Annotated in this window: 11 protein-coding genes; 6 read left to right on the top strand and 5 right to left on the bottom strand. The window is 67.0% G+C overall.

What is annotated here, in order from left to right:
* Positions 1 to 21 precede the first annotated feature (21 nt).
* From J7E87_RS23530 to J7E87_RS23540, 3 genes are all read left to right on the top strand, one after another.
* Positions 22 to 2,934: a DEAD/DEAH box helicase gene (locus J7E87_RS23530; protein ID WP_215096478.1), complete on the top strand. Its 2,913-nt coding sequence runs from the start codon at positions 22 to 24 to the stop codon at positions 2,932 to 2,934.
* On the top strand, positions 2,934 to 6,989 hold the full coding sequence (locus tag J7E87_RS23535; protein WP_215096479.1) for an Eco57I restriction-modification methylase domain-containing protein: 4,056 nt from the start codon (positions 2,934 to 2,936) through the stop codon (positions 6,987 to 6,989). Before J7E87_RS23530 ends, J7E87_RS23535 begins: the two co-directional genes overlap by 1 nt.
* Before the next feature lie 116 nt (positions 6,990 to 7,105).
* Positions 7,106 to 8,362 carry a hypothetical protein gene (locus J7E87_RS23540; RefSeq protein ID WP_215096480.1) on the top strand — a complete coding sequence of 419 codons (1,257 nt, stop codon included), beginning with the start codon at positions 7,106 to 7,108 and terminating at the stop codon, positions 8,360 to 8,362.
* Between the two features lie 60 nt (positions 8,363 to 8,422).
* Here J7E87_RS23540 and J7E87_RS23545 read toward each other — a convergent pair whose 3' ends face one another.
* Both J7E87_RS23545 and J7E87_RS23550 read right to left on the bottom strand, forming a co-directional pair.
* The gene (locus J7E87_RS23545) at positions 8,423 to 8,629 is read right to left on the bottom strand and encodes a DUF397 domain-containing protein (RefSeq protein WP_215096481.1); all 207 of its coding nucleotides are present in this window, start codon (positions 8,627 to 8,629) and stop codon (positions 8,423 to 8,425) included.
* Positions 8,626 to 9,492, bottom strand: a complete 867-nt coding sequence (locus J7E87_RS23550) for a helix-turn-helix transcriptional regulator (protein ID WP_215096617.1) — start codon at positions 9,490 to 9,492, stop codon at positions 8,626 to 8,628. The genes J7E87_RS23545 and J7E87_RS23550 overlap by 4 nt, the downstream gene beginning before the upstream one ends.
* A 122-nt stretch (positions 9,493 to 9,614) precedes the next feature.
* Here J7E87_RS23550 and J7E87_RS23555 point away from each other — a divergent pair, with 122 nt between their 5' ends.
* Together J7E87_RS23555 and J7E87_RS35365 are read left to right on the top strand one after the other, a co-directional pair.
* Complete coding sequence (locus J7E87_RS23555; RefSeq protein ID WP_374195218.1) at positions 9,615 to 10,112, top strand: ATP-binding protein; 498 nt, start codon at positions 9,615 to 9,617, stop codon at positions 10,110 to 10,112.
* Positions 10,113 to 10,702: 590 nt separating this feature from the next.
* Positions 10,703 to 11,065 carry a hypothetical protein gene (locus tag J7E87_RS35365; RefSeq protein ID WP_251017885.1) on the top strand — a complete coding sequence of 121 codons (363 nt, stop codon included), beginning with the start codon at positions 10,703 to 10,705 and terminating at the stop codon, positions 11,063 to 11,065.
* A 139-nt stretch (positions 11,066 to 11,204) separates the two neighbouring features.
* Here J7E87_RS35365 and J7E87_RS23565 read toward each other — a convergent pair whose 3' ends face one another.
* Positions 11,205 to 11,879, bottom strand: coding sequence for a bifunctional 2-polyprenyl-6-hydroxyphenol methylase/3-demethylubiquinol 3-O-methyltransferase UbiG (locus J7E87_RS23565; protein ID WP_215096482.1), 675 nt, complete (start codon positions 11,877 to 11,879; stop codon positions 11,205 to 11,207).
* 156 nt (positions 11,880 to 12,035) lie between these two features.
* The gene (locus J7E87_RS23570; RefSeq protein ID WP_175264220.1) at positions 12,036 to 12,476 is read right to left on the bottom strand and encodes a hypothetical protein; all 441 of its coding nucleotides are present in this window, start codon (positions 12,474 to 12,476) and stop codon (positions 12,036 to 12,038) included.
* Between the two features lie 203 nt (positions 12,477 to 12,679).
* Between J7E87_RS23570 and J7E87_RS23575 the strand changes: the two genes are divergently transcribed.
* Positions 12,680 to 13,969 (top strand): helix-turn-helix transcriptional regulator, encoded by a 1,290-nt coding sequence (locus J7E87_RS23575; protein WP_215096483.1) that lies wholly within the window; start codon positions 12,680 to 12,682, stop codon positions 13,967 to 13,969.
* Positions 13,970 to 14,047: 78 nt separating this feature from the next.
* On the opposite strand, the gene J7E87_RS23580 is transcribed toward J7E87_RS23575, so the two are convergent.
* Complete coding sequence (locus tag J7E87_RS23580; RefSeq protein ID WP_215096484.1) at positions 14,048 to 14,563, bottom strand: hypothetical protein; 516 nt, start codon at positions 14,561 to 14,563, stop codon at positions 14,048 to 14,050.
* Positions 14,564 to 14,657 lie beyond the last annotated feature (94 nt).

The raw sequence follows: 14,657 nt of genomic DNA on the forward strand, positions 1-14,657 counted from the left end.
CACGAGGACTTGACGACCAACATGGCACTCACATACTCCGCCGGTTCCCTGGTGACGGCCCGTGGCCGCGAATGGGTGGTGCTCCCGGAGAGCGCCTCCGACATGCTCGTCCTACGCCCCCTCGGCGGCTCCGACGACGACATCGCCGCCGTGTTCCCCGCCTTCGAGGACGTGAAGGGCGCCGAGTTCGCCCCACCGGAGCCCTCCGACCTTGGCGACCAGCGCGCCGCCGGCCTGCTGCGCACCGCCCTGCGCATCGGATTCCGCTCCGGCGCCGGCCCCTTCCGCTCCCTCGCAGGCATCGCGGTGGAGCCCCGCGCCTACCAGCTGGTGCCGCTGCTCATGGCACTGCGTCAGCAGACCGTACGCCTGCTCATCTCCGACGACGTCGGCATCGGAAAGACCATCGAGGCGGGCCTCATAGCAAGCGAGCTGCTGGCCCAGGGCGAGGCGACCGGCCTCGCCGTCCTGTGCTCGCCCGCGCTGGCCGAGCAGTGGCAGGCGGAGCTGCGCACCAAGTTCGGCATCGACGCCGAGCTTGTTCTCTCCTCCACGGTCTCCCGCCTGGAGCGGGGCCTGGACCTGGGCCAGTCCCTCTTCGACAAGTATCCGCACGTCATCGTCTCGACCGACTTCATCAAGTCCACCCGCCACCGCGACGACTTCGTGCGCCACTGCCCCGACCTCGTTATCGTCGACGAGGCGCACACCTGCGTCGCCGCCGACGACACCTCGACCGCCTCCCAGAACCAGCTCCGCTACGAGCTGCTGCGCCGCGTCGCAGAGGACACCAACCGGCACCTGCTCCTGGTGACGGCCACCCCGCACAGCGGCAAGGAGTCCGCGTTCCGCAACCTGCTCGGCCTGGTCAAGCCCGAACTGGCGCACGTGAATCTGGAGTCGGAGGCCGGCCGTAAGCTCCTCGCCCACCACTTCGTGGCGCGCAAGCGGGCAGACGTACGCCAGTACCTCACCAAGGAGGACGGGCTCGCCGACGACAGCCTCGCCGAGAAGACCGCGTTCCCCTCGGACCGCTACTTCAAGGACGAGACGTACAAGCTGTCCCCGGCCTACCGCGCCCTGCTCGACGACGCCATCGCGTACGCGAGCGACCACGTCGAGGCGGCCGGCTCCCAGGGCAAGCGCGAGGCCCGTATCGCCTGGTGGTCCGCGATCGCGCTGCTTCGCTCCCTCGTCTCCTCACCGCGCGCCGCCGCGCAGACCCTGCGTACGCGCTCCGCCGCCGCGGCCGCCGCCAGCGCCGAGGAGGCCGACAAACTCGGCGCGCCCCTCACCCGCGACTCCGCCGACAGTGACGCCCTCGAAGGCCTCGACGTGGCCCCCGGCGCCGAGACCGAGGGCGCGGGCGCGCGCCTGGCCGAACTGGCAGAGCGCGCGGCGACGTTGGAGGGTCCTGCGGAGGACCTCAAGCTGAAGGCCCTCGTCAAGCACCTCAAGGCTCTCCTCGCCGACGGCTACAACCCGATCGTCTTCTGCCGCTACATCCCGACGGCCGAGTACGTCGCCGAACATCTCGACAAGAAACTCGGTGCCAAGACCGTCGTACGCGCCGTCACCGGCACCCTCTCCCCGCAGCAGCGCATCGAACGCATCGAGAAACTGGCCGACGACGCCGGCGACGACCAGGCCGCCCGCCGCGTCCTCATCGCCACGGACTGTCTCTCCGAGGGCGTCAACCTCCAGCACCACTTCGACGCTGTCGTCCATTACGACCTAGCCTGGAACCCGACCCGCCATGACCAGCGCGAGGGTCGCGTCGACCGATACGGCCAGAAGCGCGACGAAGTCCGCGTCATTACCCTCTACGGCGCGGACAACGGCATCGACGGCAAGGTCCTCGAGGTCCTCATCAAGAAGTACCGCCAGATCCGCAAGGACCTCGGCATCGCCGTCTCCGTACCCGACGAGATGTCCTCGGGCGTGACGGACGCGATCGTTGAATGGCTGCTGATGCGCGGCCGCGAGAACGAGGACGCGCTCTTCAGCGCGGACGCGTTCAAGGTGAGCACTGCCCAGCTGGAGAGCGACTGGAACTCGGCGGCCGACCGCGAGAAGGCGTCCCGCTCACGGTTCGCCCAGCGGTCCATCCACCCGGAGGACGTCGCGCTCGAAGTCACGGCGGTCCGTGACGCACTCGGCAGTGCGGGCGAGATCGCCACCTTCGTACGCGAGTCGCTGACCGCGCTCGGAGGCGTCCTGCGCGACGCGGGTGAGGACTTCACGGCGCAGGTCCGCGGTACTCCCCTCGGTCTGCAGGACGCGCTCGCGCCGACGGTCGGCGCGGACGTGATCGAGGAGGACCGCCCGATCCCGTTCCGCGCTGATCCGGCGGTGGGGCGCGGCGAGGCTGCCCTCGTCCGGACGGACCCGGTGGTCGGCGCCCTGGCCGCGCACGTGCTGAACGCGGCCTTGGACAGGGAGGCTGACGGGGTGCGTCCCGCCCGGCGGTGCGGGGTGATCACTACGGACGCAGTCGCCACACGTACGACGCTGCTGCTTGTCCGCTACCGCTTCCACCTCACGCTGCCGTCGCGCAGCGGCGAAAAGCAACTGGTGGCGGAGGACGCCCGACTGCTCGCCTTCCGCGGTGCCCCGAAGAACGCGGAGTGGCTGACGCAGGAGGAGGCCTTGGCGCTGCTCGACGCCACCGCGTCCGAGAACACGGACTCGCACTTCGGCGAACGGACGATGGCTCGCATCCTCGGCCAACTTCCGGAGACATACGGCTATTTGGAGTCGTACGGTGACGAGCTGGCCGCCGAGCTCGATGCCTCGCACCGCCGGGTACGCGCCGCTTACGGCGAGATCGTCCGAGGGCTGAGCGTCATCGCCCAGAAGCCCGCAGACGTCCTCGGCGCCTATGTCTACATGCCCGCCACCCCGTCCGCTTCCGCCGGAGAGGCCACCGCCTGATGTCTGCCACCACTCGCAATCAGGTCTTCTCCGCCGTCCACACGGTGGGCGCGCTTCTGCCCGCCGACATGCTCGTCCGCATCAGCGAGGGCAAGGACGTTCCCGGCTCCAAGCCCGCCGACTACGGCCTGCCCACGTCCCGCTCGGTGCGCGACGAGGCCGAGCGCAGCTGGGAGTACCTCAAGCCGCTGTGGCGCGACCTGCGCACCCGCCTGCCCGAGGACCCGCAGACCGGAGCACCGGCCGGCGACCCGACCGGCCTGGCGACCCACGACTGGCTGGCGCCCCTCTGGCGCCAGCTGGGCTTCGGCCCGCTCACCCCGATGGGCCCGTCCGGCCTCTCGGCCGATTCCGACCCGGAGAAGACCTTCGCGGTCTCCCACCGCTGGCGGCATGCGCTCATTCACCAGACGGCCTGGAACGCGAACCTGGACAAGCGGCCGGGTGGGGCGGGTACGGTGCCGCCGCAGTCGATGCTCCAGGAGTGTCTGAACCGCACGGAAGCCCACCTGTGGGGCGTCCTGACGAACGGCCGCCAGGTGCGGCTGCTGCGGGACTCCAGCGCGCTGGCGACGGCCTCGTACGTCGAGTTCGATCTGGAGGCGATCTTCGACGGAGAGCTGTTCAGCGAGTTCGTGCTGCTCTACCGGCTGCTGCACGTCTCCCGCTTCGAGGTGGGAGAGGAGGCCGCGCCGTCCGCGTGCTGGCTGGAGAAGTGGCGCACGGAGGCCATCGCCTCGGGCACCCGCGCGTTGGACCAGCTCAGCAAGGGCGTACAGACGGCGATAACCACGCTCGGAACCGGCTTCCTCAAGCACCCCGACAACCGCGAGCTGCGCGAGACGCTGGACGTCCAGACCTTCCACTACGCCCTGCTGCGCATGGTCTACCGCATGCTCTTCCTCTTCGTTGCCGAGGACCGCGACGTGCTGCTGGCACCGTCGGCGGATGCCGGTGCCAAGGAGCGCTACGCCACCTACTTCTCCTCTGCCCGGCTGCGCCGTCACGCCCAGCGGCGCCGAGGCACTGCCCATGGCGACCTCTACCAGGCGCTGCGCTTCGTCCTGTCCGGTCTCGGAAACGACGACGGCCGCCCGGAGCTGGGCCTGCCCGCCCTCGGTGGCATCTTCGACGACAACGAGAGCGACAAGTTCCTGCACGGCCTCGCCCTGTCCAACGGGCCCTTGCTCGACGCCGTACGTGCCCTGTCGGTCGTCCGCGACACGAATTCCAGGCGAAACCGTGCCATCGACTACCGCCACCTGGATGCCGAGGAACTCGGCTCCATCTACGAGTCCCTCCTGGAGCTCGTTCCCAAGCACAACGCCACTGAACGCACCTTCGAACTTGTCGAGCTGGCCGGCAACGCGCGAAAGACGACGGGCTCGTACTACACGCCCTCCTCGCTGATCGACTGCCTGCTCGACTCCGCCCTCGACCCGGTCATCGACGACGCGGTCAAGCGCGGGGAGATCCGCGCCACCCGCGCCGGCCAGCCGGACGCCCGAGACGCCATCGTCGAGGAACTGCTCGGTCTGACGGTCTGCGATCCGGCTTGTGGCTCCGGCCACTTCCTTGTCGCCGCGGCACGTCGCATCGCCAAGCGGGTCGCGGCCGTTCGCGAGCAGAACCCCGAACCGACGCTGGATGCCGTGCGCCATGCCCTGCACGAGGTCGTCGCCCGCTGCATCTACGGTGTGGACCTCAACCCGATGGCTGTCGAACTCGCTAAGGTCTCCCTGTGGCTGGAGGCCCTTGAGCCCGGCAAGCCGCTCGGCTTCCTCGACGCCCACATCAAGCACGGCAACGCGCTCCTGGGGGCCACGCCGGCGCTGCTGGCAGGCGGCATACCTGATGACGCCTTCAAACCGATCGAGGGGGACGACAAGAAGATCGCTTCAGCGGTGAAGAAGCGGAACGCCGCAGAGCGCGGTGGCCAGCTCAGCTTCCACACCGAAGAGCGCATCTGGGTGTCCAACGCCTCCTTCGCGGCGAGCCTGCGCGGCATCACCGCCGCCCCGGCCGACACCCTGCGGGACGTCCGGCTGCAGTCCAGCCGTTTCCGCGACCTCGAGCAGTCCGCGGACTACCTTCGCGCCCTTCATATCTCCGACGCCTGGAGTGCAGCCTTCGTCTGGCCCAAGACCCAGGGCGCGCCTACCCCCGTAACCGAGGGCGTCTTCCGGGACCTCCAGAGCGCGGGTGGCGGAATCCCCGTCACCACCAACGAGGAGATCATCCGCCTCGCCCAGCAGTACAACTTCTTTCACTGGCACTTGGAGTTCCCCGAGGTTTTCCACGTTCCTGCGGCCGTGGATACCAACGTTGACACGTCTGTTGGATGGGCCGGCGGTTTCTCCTGCGTGTTGGGGAATCCGCCGTGGGAGCGTATCAAGCTCCAGGAGCAGGAGTTCTTCGCGCAGCGAGACATTGAGATCGCAGTGGCAAGGAATGCCGCTGAGCGCAAGAAGCGCATCACTGCACTGAAGGACGACCCAGACGGGCAGGGGCTCTTCAAGGAATTCGCACGTGCCAAGCGAAAGGCAGAGAGCGAGAGCCACTACCTGCGCAACAGCGGCCGGCATCCATTGACGGGTCGGGGCGACATCAACACGTATGCCGTTTTCGCAGAGACAGGCCGTATGCTCACGGGCCCGCACGGTCGAATGGGTGTGATTTTGCCAACAGGGATCGCGACTGACGCCACGACGCAGTTCTACTTCAAGGAATTGGTTGAGAATGGCGAACTGTCGGCCTTGTATGATTTCGAGAATGAGGAGAAAGTATTTCCCGGCATTCACAACCAGACCAGGTTTTGCCTGCTCAGCCTCAGGGGGTCCGGTGTTCCCGGGGCTGGTATCTCCCTAGTCTTTAAAGTTCGCCAAGTCGAGCAGATTGATGAACGGCGCTTCAGTCTCACTTCCGCCGATATTCGGCAGATGAACCCCAGTACTGGAACGTGCCCGATCTTCCGATCCCGCCGCGATGCTGAGATCACCCTTGGCATCTACCAGCGCCTCCCCATTCTTAGGAAGGAAAACACAGCGGACGGTAGGCCCTGGGGTGTTTCCTTCATGACCATGTTTCATATGTCCAACGATTCGCACCTATTCCACACGCAGGACGACCTGGAAGCTGATGGATGGCGGATCGATGGGAACATCTTCATCAAGAGTGGAAGGAGAAGGCTTCCGCTCTTTGAAGGTAAGATGCTTCATCACTACGACCATCGATTCGCTACATATGAGGGCGCTACTCAACAGCAGCTCAACAAGGGGACTCTTCCGCAATCAACGCCTGCTGTGCATGGTGATGCCAAGTACCGTAACCTCCCAAGATATTGGGTCGACGAGAAGGAGGTAACGCGTGTGATTTCGCGCAGGGATCACAATGTTCGATGGTTCCTCGGGTGGCGTGACGTCACCAACAACGTCAGTGAGCGGACGATGGTTTCATCGTTTGCTCCGCTTGCGGCGTACGGTCATAAATTCATGCTGACGGCAGGGGATGGGCGGGCTGTTCTGCTCGGTGCTGCGTGGTCCTCCATGGTGCTTGATTATGTAGCGCGGCAGAAGATCGGCGGATCTTCCATGAGTTACTTCATTGTGAACCAGCTTCCGATCCCTTACCCGGAAGCGCTTTCACGGCACCGCTCATTCATCAATCAGCGAGTGCTGGAACTCGTGTATACCGCCACCGATATGAAGCCTTTCGCTCAGGATCTCAACGACTCAGGCAACCCGTATCGCTGGGATGAGCTCCGCCGCCGAATCATCCGCGCCGAACTTGATGCCCTATTCTTCCGCCTCTACGGCATCGCCCGGGACGACGTGGACTACATCCTCGAGACTTTCCCCATCGTCAAGCGCAAGGACGAGGCCGAGTGTGGCACTTACCGCACCAAAGAGCTGATCCTCGCCGAGTACGACCGCATGGCCGCAGCCGGCCTGAGCCTGGAAAACCCCCTCGTAGAAGGCGAGAGCTACACCTCCACCCTCACCCCGCCCCCCGGCCAAGGCCCACGCCACCCAGCGCCCGTCACCGACGCGGCGTAATCGCCCCCAGTCCACTCTGTCCCCGCCCGCGACAACCGGGCGGGGACACCGCAAACCTGTGACCGGTCATGCACCAGAAGTCAGCGGCTCCGTCCGCCCCCACTCCACCTGATCGTGTGGCCCTTCGCGCCGAGCGACGGAGGCTGCGTGAGGGCATACGCGCCAAGCGCTCCCTCCTGAAGGGGCGCTCCGCCTTCGAGAAGGTTGACGCGCGCCGTAAGTTCAAGGACGCGGTGGCCCGCGATCGGGCCAACCGTGCGCACCAGGACGCCTTGGCGAGGGCAGACCGCGACAAGCAGCAGAAGCAGCAGTCCGTTGCCGCCCAGCTACGGGCATTCGACAGCGACCAACAGAACTCAGAAGCGCGGGAGCTCCAGCTTCTGCGTCGCCAGTTCGTTGACGCCGCCCTCCGCCGAGCCCACCTGTCAGTCAAGGACCTCAACGGCCTGGGCGCGGGCCTCATCAACGATCTCGCTGCTCGCGGCATCCGAACGGCTGCCGACTTCACCGGTATCAGCCGTGGCCCTGCCCCGAACGGCAAGGGCGGCGTCGTCATCTGGATCCACACCTCCGGTGGCCGCAAGGTACACGTCAACGGCATCGGTGAGCACCGTGCGAAGGCGCTCGTCGAGTGGCGCAAGTCCTACGTCGCCCGCGCCGAGGAACGCGGCCCGAAACGCATCGGGCTTGCCGATCGCAGACGGATCGAGGAACTGGCGAAGCAGAGGCGTGCGGAGTTGAAGGCCGAGGAGACCGCAGCGGAAGCCGCCGCCAACGAGACACGCAGCGAGGCCAGGGCCACCCTTGACGAGACCCTCGCCCGGCTGGCCAAAGCGGCGCGCGACGCCGATCGCGAGGCCGCCGCAAAACGCGCCCAGTACGACTTCCTGGCCAAAGAGCTTGCGCGCCTCGAAGCCGAACTCGAGCCGCTGGACGCCGCGTACGGCGGGTTCAGGTTCCGGAGAAGGACGCACAACCGGACCGCACGGACAGAGCCCTCGTCCGCGACAACCGTCCTGCGACAGCGCCCGAGCTTCACGCCGCCTGCGCCCGTGAGCCTGGAGAAGAAGTCGCCCGAGACCGGACCGCAGGCCACCGTCAAACGGCCCGGCCTACTGTGGCTCATCCCCATCGTGTTCTACTTCGGCTCCGCTCTGACCGGCACGCCCGTACTCGTCGAAGCGCCCATGTGGGCCGTGGCCTTCCTGCGGGTGGGCCATCTCGTGGCAGCCAGCTACCTGTTCGGTCACTGGATTCGACGGCGCCGACAGTGGAAGGAGCAGCGGGCGACGTCACTCATGCCTGCGATCTCGATCCACATCGTCTGGGTATGGCTGATCGTTGCCGTGGTTCTCGGTGCGCAGTACGACTGAGATGAACGGAAGGGGTGGTGCCGAATGTCCGGTGCCACCCCGGGTGAAGGCTGTGCGGCCTCAGCCGTCGGCAGCGAAGCGCACGAATCGAGTCCAGTGCGTCTGCCTGACGGTCAGCCGGGGCCCTTGAGCGTTCTTCGAGTCCCGGATCAACACGGCTTCGCCGTCGACAGCGACCTCTATGCACTCGCCGCCGTCGCCCGCGCTGTGTGTGCTCTTGTGCCAGTGGAGCTCAGGGGTGGCTTGCGAGCTGTGCTCGACAGTCATGACTCTCCCAGCATCTTCTCCATCAGGACCAGGGACTCGTAAGGACTGAGCGCCTGGCCGCGGATACTGCCGTACCGCGCTGCCAGGATACGTACCTCGTCCGGGACGCTGATGAGCTGATTGATGCTCTGGACTTCTACGTAGGCGACAGTCGGTCTGCCTTTGGGGGTGAGGAGAATGAACGGCCCCTCAAGGGCGGCATGGTCCTCGCAAGCCATAGGAAGCACCTGAATTGTCGTGCTGCGTAGCCGCCCCAATCGGAGCAGGTGCCGCAACTGGTCCCTGCGGACCTGCTCCCCGCCAACTGCCCTGCGCAGAGCGGACTCATCGACCACCGCGCTGACCATGGGTGCGGGCCATCGCGTAAGAATTTCCTGTCGCGTCAGCCGCGCAGCCACCCGCTGCTCGATCGTCGCTTCGTCGAGCAGTGGCTGACGCACCATGAACGTGGTGCGGGCATACGCCTCGGTCTGGAGGAGCCCCGGGACGGTCAGCGTGCTGAAGAAGCTGATCTCAACGGCCTCGCGCTCCAGACGCGCATAGTCCCTGAACCAAGCCGGATGCCTGACCCGCGCCCGGGCCTTCGCACGCGCCACATCCTCCGTAGCAGCCCGCAACAGCCCGCCCGCGTCCAGCAGTTCATCCGCCGCCGCCAAGAACTCCGGCTGTGGCGTCCGCCGACCCCGCTCCAGCGAGCGGATCAGGTCCTCGCTGTATCCGAGTCGTTCGCCGAGTTCCCGCTGCGTAAGCCCTACTCGTTCCCGCAGCAGCCGCACCTGACGGCCGATCGTGCGGAACAGGTCCGCCGAACCGTCCTCGTCCTCCGGCGGTTCGGGCCGCTTCTCTTCGCCCGCGTCCGACACCGACACTTGATCACCCCGCTCGCGCGACAACCGGTACGGCGCACCTTCCGTACCTGTACCGGTACTCTCCGTACCGGAAGATTCCCTGGTCAGGGTACGACGGCTCGGACACGCTGAGTGACGTGAACTCAGAAATCGCCCAACTCCCCACTCCGGTAACGGCCGCCCAAGCCGTCTCCAGCAACCGCCGCTTCACCGTGCTGCTCTCCGCTACCCGTCGCGGCGCCCGCCTCGCGCGGTGGTTGACGGTCCAGCAACTCGCCGACTGGGACAGGCCGTACGACACCGCCGAGCAGATCGTCGCCGAACTTGCCGCCAACGCGATCCAGCACGGACGCGTACCGGGACGCGACTTCCGGCTCACCGTGGTGCTCGACGCCGACGGCATGCTACGTATCGAGGTGACGGATGCGCGCGCCGACCGGATGCCCACGCGGCCTTCGACGGCAGAGCCGGATGCTCAGCAGGAGAGCGGACGCGGACTGCTCATCGTGGACACACTCGCGGACCTCTGGGGCGTCGACCTCAGCCCGGGCACCCCGACCCGCAAGACCGTGTGGGCGACACTTGCACCGGCTACACCACCGAGCCCGCCCATGGCCGGTCCGCTGACCACCTGACCTCACACGAGCCTTGCCGGCGCCTGCACTCTCGCGGCGAGCGGACCTTCACGGAAGGCTGCGGGCTGAGCATTCACGGTCTCCCGCCCTTCCGCGAGAGTGTCCCGCTGCGGGCCCCTGGACGGCTGTCCGTGTTCCCGGCCCGCGACCTGGATCGTCCGGGTGCGACGCGCCTCCCTCCCGCTTCCGCCCGCCGACGTCGACCTCCTGCGCGACGAACTCCGGGCACTGCTCGAGCCGTACGAGGAGACGGTGAACGGCTACCGGTGGCCTCGCTGTCCGCTCACCAGGAGCACTGCGGCAAGTAGAGCCGGTGGGGGCTCACAGCGGGGCAAGAGCCAGGTCTATGCTCCGGACCATGGGATTGGGCATCACCGTTCTGGGTCGACTGGGCGCACCTCACCGCCATCCCGGCCAGCGACCGCGTCGCCCGACTGGAAGACGCCGCGTATGACCTCGACGAGATCGAGTACGGCTGGACGTGGCCCTCGATTGACGGCAACCCCTGGTGCGGCGGGTACGAGTTCCGAGACACGCTCGGCTCCTACAAGCCCCACTTCTGGGCCGGTGAGGCGTGGGACGTCGTACGCGTGTTCGCAGATCCCGCGCTGAAGGCTGCCCTGGACCGGTTTCTCACACCACTGTTGTGGGACGACGCCACAAGCGACGACGATGACGCCGAGGCCCAGGACGAAGGCCGAGGCGGGATGGATCTGCTACGCCGGAGTCTGTTGGTCAGCTGCACGCCCGAGGCCGTCGAGGACCTGGTCGACGCCTGGAACGAGGCGGCACCTCTCCTCGCACAACTCCGGGAGCCGTACGCAGTACACGCCGCGCGCCCGGGGCGATGGATCGCGAACTTCGAGGAGTTCAGCGACCTGCTCCAGGGCTGGGCCGAGGTGGCGACGGAAGCCGAGCGGCGCGGATGGGGGCTGGTGGGACTCCGGGTCTGAGCTGCGCCCCGGAGAGATACCGGAACGTCAGACCTACGCCCAGCCCACGACCGCAGAATTCACCTGCACCGGCCGCACCTTTTCTTCTGCGACGCCTTGGGGACCGCCCGCGCTCAACCGTCGCGAACTTCTGTCCCGCCTACCCGGCGATACGTGCCCGCACCATCAGCGTTCCGAGCTTGCCGGCCTCCGGCGGTCCGAGCACCCGCGCATCGATGTCCGTGAACCCGTGGCGCTTGAGCAGGTCGGACCAGACCTCAGGCTTGTACTGCCAGCGCAGCACGGTCAGTTCACGCTCACGGCCTTCCAGCCATTTGCCGCGCATAGGCTGCGGCCCGTACGAGCCGACGACCGGCTCGGCCTGGCTGAACGCGAAGATGCCACCGGGCGCCAGCCGCTTGGCCACCAGAGGGAACATCTGCTCCGGGTCGGTGAACCACACCGCTCCCCATACCGAGTAGACGGCGTCGAACGGCTCGCTGTCGGAGGCGAGGTAGTCGCACACGTCCCCGCACACGAAGGAGACGCGCGGGTCCTCCCGCCACCACCCACGGGCACGGGCCACCTGGACGGGGGAGAGATCGACCCCGATCACCTCAACCCCCTGCCGGGCCAGGAACACCGCCTCCTTGCCCTCCGCCGGCCCCAGTTCCAGGGCCCGGCACGGATGTCCGAGCACTTCCGCCCCCGGCCCATGGCCCGGGTACTGGGTCCACTCGAACCGGTCGACTACAGGCGCGGGCTGGTCGCCCTCACCGCGGTGCGGCATGTACGTGTCCCAGTACGCGGCCGGCGTGGGGGGTGGATGCGGCATGGCGTTCCTCGGGGGACGGCGGTGACCGGTGGAGCTGATCACCGTACCGGTGCCACCAAGAGCCCGTTGGGGAATGACACAGCGCTGCCGCGCCCTGCGCGAACGCAGGCCCAGGGATGCTCACGGCGTCCCCGGGCCTGATCGTTCGCGAAAGATTCAGTGGCAGTTCTCGCCCGGTCGGCACGGTCCGCACTTGGCGTAGTCGGCCTCCCACAGCTTCCAGTCGACGTCGAAGCCGTTGTCCGCGATGACCTGCGCTGTTCGCTCTACAGATCCGTCGTACTTGAACTCGATCTCAGGGATGTGCTCCAGGAACCGGCCGTCGAAGTGCCGGTGGCAGAACTCGCGGTAGTTGCGGGTGTCCAGGATGAAGACGTGCACCGCGATGTCGACGGTCCGGCCGCAGCACAACTCGAGGGCCTGGCCCCACTTCTCGATGGCGGTGATCAGGTACGAGACGGCCGCGCCGAACAGGCGGGTTGCCATCACCTCGTCGAACGGGTAGTCGCGCATGAGGAGCTGGATCTCGCGGTCCCACACCTCGGGGTCCACGAAGTCCCGCGGGTCACGGAGCTTGGTCTCGACTGCCGTTGCCATGCTGTCCTCCGGATCTCTCATGGCACCCGCCACTCACAGCGGGGCGTGCTCCCAGGCAACCGCTCCCCGACGTTCTGCGGTGATTCCCTGTCATCGTGTGCAAGCCGTTTGCACATCCTGCACGCGCCGTATACGAGCTGCTGATCACCACTTACGGTGGGTAGGCGGCCCGCCCTGCCGGGCGCTGGCGAGTAGGAGGCCAGATGAGCGCCCATCAGCTGTGGACTTCCGGGACGGTCCGTGCCCTCGTCGCGAATCTCGATCCGGGAGGCCTTGTCCGGGTCGGGCGGCAGCGGCGTGGCTGGCGGCAGGGGGATCTCGGCGCGCGGATCGGGTGCTCGGCCTCCACCGTCTCCCGTCTGGAGCAGCGGGGCAGGCGTGCTGATCTGGAGCTGATCAGGCGTGCTGCCCGGGAGGTGGGCGTACCGACACATGTGCTGGCTGCGTCCCTCGGGTTAACCGGTGCCCAAGCCACTATTGTTGCGCCGGAACGGCCACGCTGTGCCGAGGAGGATCCGATGCGCCGCCGCACGCTGCTCGCCGCCGCTGGCCTAGCGGCCCCATTCTCGCTCCTGGCGAGCCTGGACGAGGCGCTCGCGATCACGCCCGACCCCACCGGGTCTCCGGTTCCCTTCGACTCCCGGCTCGCAGCGGCTCGCAGCCACTACGACGCAGGTCAGAACAGCATGCTGCTCAAGGTGCTTCCCGGCCTGCTGGCAGACGCCCACGCTGCAGTCATTGACCGGACGGAGATGTCGTTCGCCCGCCTGTCGGCCACCTACAGCCTTGCGGCGCAAGGGCTGATCAAGATCGGACGGTACGGTCAGGCCAGGCTCACAGCAGACCGAGCAACGGTCTATGCGGAACTCTCCGGCTCCCCGCTCGTGTCGGCAGCGGCTGCCCGCGAGCTGAGCATCGTCCTTCGCCATCAGGATCAGCCTGCGGCGGCCCAGCGCCATATCCTGGCCGCGGTCGCCCGGGTCGAGGCCACCGGCCTGAGGAACGACGCGCAGGCTTCCGCTTATGCGCAGATGCTCTGCACCACCGCCTACACGGAAGCGCGTGCTGGTGATCGGGATCAGGCACTCGCCATGATCCGTGAAGCCACCCAGGCTGCTCGCGACCTTCCCCACGAAGCGCCTGAGGGCCGTCTCTTCCCGGTCACACCGGCGGCCGTCGACCTGTACGCCGTCAGCGTCAACTGGGCACTGGGCGATGCAGGCGCGGCCCTGGAAGCCGGCCGTCGGCTCCATGCGAGCCAGTTCAAGACTGCTGAGAGGAAGGGGCGGATGCACACCGACCTCGGCCGGGCCTGGTGGCAGTGGGGCAAGCCGGAGCAGACGGCGGCGGAACTACTCGCCGCCGCACGAGTGTCACCCAGTGAGGTGCGTGACCGCCCGGCGATCCGAAGCATCGTCAGTGAGCTGCGTTCTGGTCACGGCAACGTCGTCGGTGTACGGCAGTTGGTAGCCGCAGCCGGCATGACTGCCTGAACTGGTTGCCACCTTTCCTCGGAAGCGCGATCCGTCCGACGAGGTCTCACTTCAGTGGGGCTCCCGCGTCTCCATGAGTCAATCCACTTGCTTTGTCCAAGGCTTGCAGCCGGAGGTCTTGAAGAACTCGCCCTCGTTCAGGGTCACGATGGCCCGGCCTTCGGTCATGTCGTTGGCGAGGATGGAACTGCTGTCTCCGGAGGCGTCGCTCATTCGGGCCCAGTAGCAGCCGCTGGATCCGTCGGCCGGTCCCATGCTGGTGTAGGTACCCGGGTCGAGGTATTCGTCGTCGAGCGCGTCGAGGGGATCCTCGTAGTCCGGGGTATTGGCGGTGGCTTCGTAGGTGCCGGGTTGGATGCCGAGGGTTTCGCCCATGGCACCGTCGATCTCCTCGAGGAATTCTTCGAATTCGCGCTGGGCGTCTTCGTACGTCTGCTCCGCTGCTGCCCGGTCGTCCTTGGACGGCTTCGGGGCCGGGGTGGTGGCGGTTGTGGTGTTCGGCGTTGCCTTGGCGTCGGTGTTGGTGCTTCCGCATCCGGTGAGCACCAGGGTGGCCAGCAGTGCGGCGGCCAGGACGAGGCTTCCGTTCTTCATCAGGGATCTTCCTGGACCATTGGAAACAGTGTTTGAGGACGCCTCGGTGAGGCTGGTGACTGTTCCGTCGTGCTGGTCCTCAGCCGGGGCCCAC

Origin of the sequence: Streptomyces sp. ISL-1 (genome assembly GCF_018614585.1) — a bacterium.
In the GTDB taxonomy this organism is placed as follows: Bacteria; Actinomycetota; Actinomycetes; order Streptomycetales; family Streptomycetaceae; genus Streptomyces; species Streptomyces maoxianensis.

Excerpts from the sequence above, each read along its gene's own strand:
- J7E87_RS23570 (WP_175264220.1), bottom strand. The coding sequence starts at position 12,476 with ATGGCAACGGCAGTCGAGACCAAGCTCCGTGACCCGCGGGACTTCGTG.
- J7E87_RS23530 (WP_215096478.1), top strand. The coding sequence starts at position 22 with ATGGCACTCACATACTCCGCCGGTTCCCTGGTGACGGCCCGTGGCCGC.
- J7E87_RS23535 (WP_215096479.1), top strand. The coding sequence starts at position 2,934 with ATGTCTGCCACCACTCGCAATCAGGTCTTCTCCGCCGTCCACACGGTG.
- J7E87_RS23545 (WP_215096481.1), bottom strand. The coding sequence starts at position 8,629 with ATGACTGTCGAGCACAGCTCGCAAGCCACCCCTGAGCTCCACTGGCAC.
- J7E87_RS23575 (WP_215096483.1), top strand. The coding sequence starts at position 12,680 with ATGAGCGCCCATCAGCTGTGGACTTCCGGGACGGTCCGTGCCCTCGTC.
- J7E87_RS23580 (WP_215096484.1), bottom strand. The coding sequence starts at position 14,563 with ATGAAGAACGGAAGCCTCGTCCTGGCCGCCGCACTGCTGGCCACCCTG.
- J7E87_RS23565 (WP_215096482.1), bottom strand. The coding sequence starts at position 11,879 with ATGCCGCATCCACCCCCCACGCCGGCCGCGTACTGGGACACGTACATG.